Origin of the sequence: Endozoicomonas sp. ALE010 (assembly GCF_049310165.1) — a bacterium.
Classification (GTDB): domain Bacteria; phylum Pseudomonadota; class Gammaproteobacteria; order Pseudomonadales; family Endozoicomonadaceae; genus Endozoicomonas.
This window is the reverse complement of sequence record NZ_JBLYNV010000132.1, coordinates 1-4724: the sequence shown is the minus strand read 5'-3', so window position 1 is coordinate 4724 and position 4724 is coordinate 1. Positions and strand designations below refer to the sequence as shown.

Annotated in this window: 3 protein-coding genes; all 3 read right to left on the bottom strand. The window is 50.9% G+C overall.

What is annotated here, in order from left to right; all coding sequences use genetic code 11:
- Positions 1-939 (bottom strand): DUF1601 domain-containing protein (locus ACO6UY_RS23940; protein ID WP_422491541.1); only part of this gene is annotated, 939 nt, incomplete at its 3' end.
- A gap of 41 nt (positions 940-980) precedes the next feature.
- Positions 981-1196, bottom strand: a complete 216-nt coding sequence (locus ACO6UY_RS23935) for a hypothetical protein (RefSeq protein ID WP_422491539.1) — start codon at positions 1194-1196, stop codon at positions 981-983.
- Positions 1197-1420: 224 nt separating this feature from the next.
- Positions 1421-4711 (bottom strand): DUF1601 domain-containing protein, encoded by a 3291-nt coding sequence (locus ACO6UY_RS23930; protein ID WP_422491537.1) that lies wholly within the window; start codon positions 4709-4711, stop codon positions 1421-1423.
- Positions 4712-4724: the final 13 nt, after the last annotated feature.

Genomic DNA, 4724 nt, shown 5'->3' with positions numbered 1-4724 from the left:
CTGCTCCAGCCCGTTGTCCACCAGTTTCGCCATGGCCCACAGCAGGTTGGCGATATGCTGAGGAATAAATTGGTCTTTCTGTGCGTTCACGAGGGGCAACAGCACGGCCACAGCCCCTTTAAGCACTGGTGTCTGCTTCTGGCCGTTGTCCACCAGTTTCGCCATGGCCCACAGCAGGTTGGCGATATGCTGAGGAATAAATTGGTCTTTCTGAGCGTTCACGAGGGACAACAGCGATGCCACGGCCTCGTTGAACTCTGGTGTCTGCTCCTGCCCGTTCTTCACCAGTTTCGCCATAGCCCACAGCAGGTTGGTGATTTCCTGTGGTTTAAAGTGAGCTTTCTGTGCATTCACGTTGGGCAATAGGCTGGCCACGGCCTCATTGAGCCCTGGTGTCCGCTCCTGCCCGTTGTCCACCAGTTTCGCCATGGCCCACAGCAGGTTGGCAATATGCTGAGGAATAAATTGGTCTTTTTGTGCGTTCATGTGGGGCAACAGTGCGGCCACAGCCTCGTTGAGCCCTGGTTTTCGCTCCTGCCCGCTGTCTACCAGTTTCGCCATGGCCCACAGCAGGTTGGCGATTCCCTGGGCATCAATATCCCTGGCTTCAGGTTTTTGGTTGCACTTGAATATTATTGCATCAAATAGCGTTGACAATAAGTTAGCCTGAGTAATTTTAACTCGCTCATCCATGGGTTTAGGAAGGGCAAAAACACCTGCTGAAGTGAATGAGTGCAGTGTTGTCGTCAGGCTTCGCCAATTCCAGCTCCGCGTTGCTGTGAAATTTTGCAGCACACGCATCAGCTGGCTTTGTTCCGCTCGATTTAACGGTCTTTTAGCAGTTGACGTGTATTTTTTAATTGAACTGGCATATAGGCCGTGATCTCTCCCATCATAGCGATGACCGAAACGGTGCGATTTACTCACCAGGCCAGCCATTATTTCCTGTTGGGTGAGCGCATTAAAATCTTGAGCAGGATTTACTGAACGGCGTAGTAGATATTGAGAAGAGTATGCGGTAGAAGATTGATAAATTCATTACGCCTTGGGGCTGTGCGGGGGGGAGGATCCCATTGTCTGACTGTGTTATGTCTGTATCGTCCGCGCCTTGAAGAAGCGGCATGGTCATTTGGTTGGTTGTAATCATTATTTGATCTTGTGTATTGACCACTGATACCAGCAGAGGTTCTATCCATAATTATATTTCATTAATTAATGAAAATATAAAAAGCAGACTGCGGTTTTGTTCAAAAGTTCATTTTGCTACAACGTCTATAAACGTAAACGGTTGGGGAAACACATCTACTCCTGATGCCATCAACCCGTTATTTTCAAATCATCCGGGGCAACAGGTGTTCAACACTGGCATTTCTTTCCGGCGTGTGAAAACGGATCTAGAGTCATGATAGGAGGAAGGCAATTACTGGTTGTTTGTTTTCTTCCTCTTTGCCGGTTTACCGGTTTGCTCATCTGAATGTTCTTCGGCAGTCAGGTAACCGTGATCTGAGGGTTGCCTGCCTCTATCAGCAGTAACGTATGCCTGATCTGCCCACCTTCTTTTAAGTGATACAGAGCCATGACGTTGTGACGAGATGTCTACCCTGGCCTTTATTTGATCAATACATCGTTTCATTGAATCCCGGTTCCAAAGCATGTTAATCGGGATTTCAATGACCCCAAATCCTGATTTTCTCAGCAGTGCGATTTTCAGCAGAGTCGAACCATTCCTGGTTTTGAAATCACCACCCACGTAATGAGAGGGACCCTGAACTTCAATCACCATGTTGTGATCTGGCAGTAGCAGGTCAACCGGAGGTAATGAATTCAGACTCTTTTCTTCTTCAATCTTCAAAGATGGAATGTGGGATTGGAGTTGTTCACGGAAGTCGGATTGAGGTTTTGAAATCATTATCTGGTAATGGGGGACGACCGGACACGCTCTGCCAAGCCAACTTGCGGCCAGGGCAATGGTGCGTTGATCCTCTTCATTGTGCAGGAATGTATTTTTCAGACGGGTAAAAAGGTCATCCATGGGCTTTTCAAGCACGTGATTTTTATTGGCATTGGAGACCAGAGACAGCCTGGCACAGCAGACCATTACTCCCCAGAGAGACATCAATATGGCTTTCTGAGAGAGTTGAGGGTTTTCACTGATTCGGTACACCAGCGACTCGAACGTGGATGTAACCACGTTCAACTCAACGAGCTCACCCAGTTTCGCCATGGCCCACAGCAGGTTGGCAATACCCTGTTGTTTAAAGTTAGCTTTCTGTGCGTTCACGAGGGGCAACAGCGCGGCCAGGGCCTCATTGAGCTCTGGTGTCTGCTCCTGCCCGTGGTCCACCAGTTTCGCGATGGCCCACAGCAGGTTGGCGATTTCCTGTGGTTTAAAGTTGGTTTTCTGTGCGTTCACGAGGGGCAACAGCGCGGCCAGGGCCTCATTGAGCTCTGGTGTCTGCTCCTGCCCGTGGTCCACCAGTTTCGCGATGGCCCACAGCAGGTTGGCGATTTCCTGTGGTTTAAAGTTGGTTTTCTGTGCGTTCACGAGGAGCAACAGTGCGGCCACGGTCTGTTTGAAGCCTGGTGTCTGCTCCTGCCCGTTGTCCACCAGTTTCGCTATGGCCCACAGCAAATTGGCGATACCCTGTGGTTTAAAAATAGCTTTCTGAGCGTTTACGTTGGGCAACAGCGCGGCCAGGGTCTGTTTGAACCTTGGTGTCAGCTCCTGCCCGTTGTCCACCAGTTTCGCTATGGCCCACAGCAAATTGGCGACACCCTGTGGTTTAAAGTTAGCTTTCTGAGCGTTTACGTGGGGCAATAGCGCGGCCACGGTCTCTTTGAGTTCAGGTGTTTGCTCCTGCCCGTTGTCCACCAGTTTCGCCATGGCCCACAGCAGGTTGGCAATAGCCAAGGCATTAAATTGGTCTTTCTGTGCGTCCACATGAAGCAACAGCGCGGCCACAGCTTCGTTGAACTCTGGTGTCCGCTCTTGCCCGCTGCCTACCAGTTTCGCCATGGCCCACAGCAGGCTGCTGATATGCTGAGTAATAAATTGGTCTTTCAGCGCGTTCACGTGGGGCAACAGAGCGGCCACGGCCTCTTTGAGCCCTGGTGTACGGTGCTGCCTGTTGTCCACCAGTTTCGCCATGGCCCACAGCAGGTTGGCGATTCCCTGGGCACCAAATTGGTCTTTCTGTGCGTTCACGTGAGGCAATAGCACGGCCAAGGCCTCTTTGAACCCTGATGTCGGCTCCTGTCCGTTGTCCAGCAGTTTCGCCATGGCCCACAGCAGGTTGACAATACCCTGTGGTGTAAAGTTAGCTTTCTGTGCGTTTACGTGGGGCAGCAGCGCGGCCACGGCCTCTTTGAGTTCTGGTGTCTGTTCCTGCCCGTTGTCCACCAGTTTCGCCATGGCCCACAGCAGGTTGACGATTTTCTGTGGGTTAAAGTTAGCTTTCTGTACGTTCACGCAGGGCAACAGCGCGGCCACGGCCTCTTTTAGCCCTGCCGTGAGCTCCTGCCAGTTGCCTGCCAGTTTCGCCATGGCCCACAGCAGGTTGGTGATTTCCTGTGGTTTAAAGTGAGCTTTCTGTACGTTCACGCAGGGCAACAGCGCGGCCAGGGTCTGTTTGAACCTTGGTGTCGGCTCCTGCCCGTTGTCCACCAGTTTCGCCATGGCCCATAGCAGGTTGGCGATATGCTGAGGAGTAAATTGGTCTTTCTGGACGTTCACGTGGGGTAACAGCGCCGCCACGGTCTCTTTGATCTCTGGTGTCCGCTCATGCCCGTTGTCCATCAGTTTCGCTATGGCCCACAGCTGGTTGGCGATATGATGAGGAATAAAGTGGTCTTTCTGTGCGTTCACCCTGGGCAGCAGCGCGGCCAGGGCCTCTTTGAGCCCTGGTGTCTGCTTCTGCCCGTTGTCCACCAGTTTCGCCATGGCCCACAGCAGGTTGGTGATTTCCTGTGGTTTAAAGTGAGCTTTCTTTACGACGTTCACGCAGGGCAACAGCGCGGCCACAGCCTCGTTGAGCTCTGGTGTCTGCTTCTGCCCTTTGTCCACCAGTTTCGCCATGGCCCACAGCAGATTGGCTATGCCTTGGGGATCAATATTCCTCGCTTCAGGTTTTTGGTTGCAGTGAAATATTATTGCATCAAGTAGCGTTGACAATAAGGCAGCTTGAGTACGCTCAACACGCTCATCTATGGGGTTATGGAGGGTAAAAACACCCGCTGAAGTAAAGGAATGCAGTGTTGTCGTCAGGCTTCGCCAATTCCAGCTCCGGGTTGCTGTGAAATTTTGCAGCAAACGCATCAGCTGGCTTTGTTCCGCTCGATTTAACGGTCTTTTAGCAGCTGACGTGTATTTTTTAATTGAACTGGCATATTGACCGTGATTTCTTCCATCATAGCGATGGCCGAAACGATCCGATTTACTCACCAGACCATCCATTACTTCTTGTTTAATGAGGGCATTGAAATCTTGAGCAGAGTTCACTGAGCGGAACATTAGATTTTGAGAAGGGCGTGCGTCAGAAGATTGGTAAAATTCGTTATGCCCTGGGAAAGCGCGAGAGGGATTATCCCACTGTTTGACTCTGGTATGTCTATATTGCCCACGCCTTGAAGAAGCGGCATGGTCATTCGGTTGGTTGTAATCATTATCTGATTTTGCGTATTTACTACTGGTACCAGCAGAACTTCTATCCATAATTATATTTCAT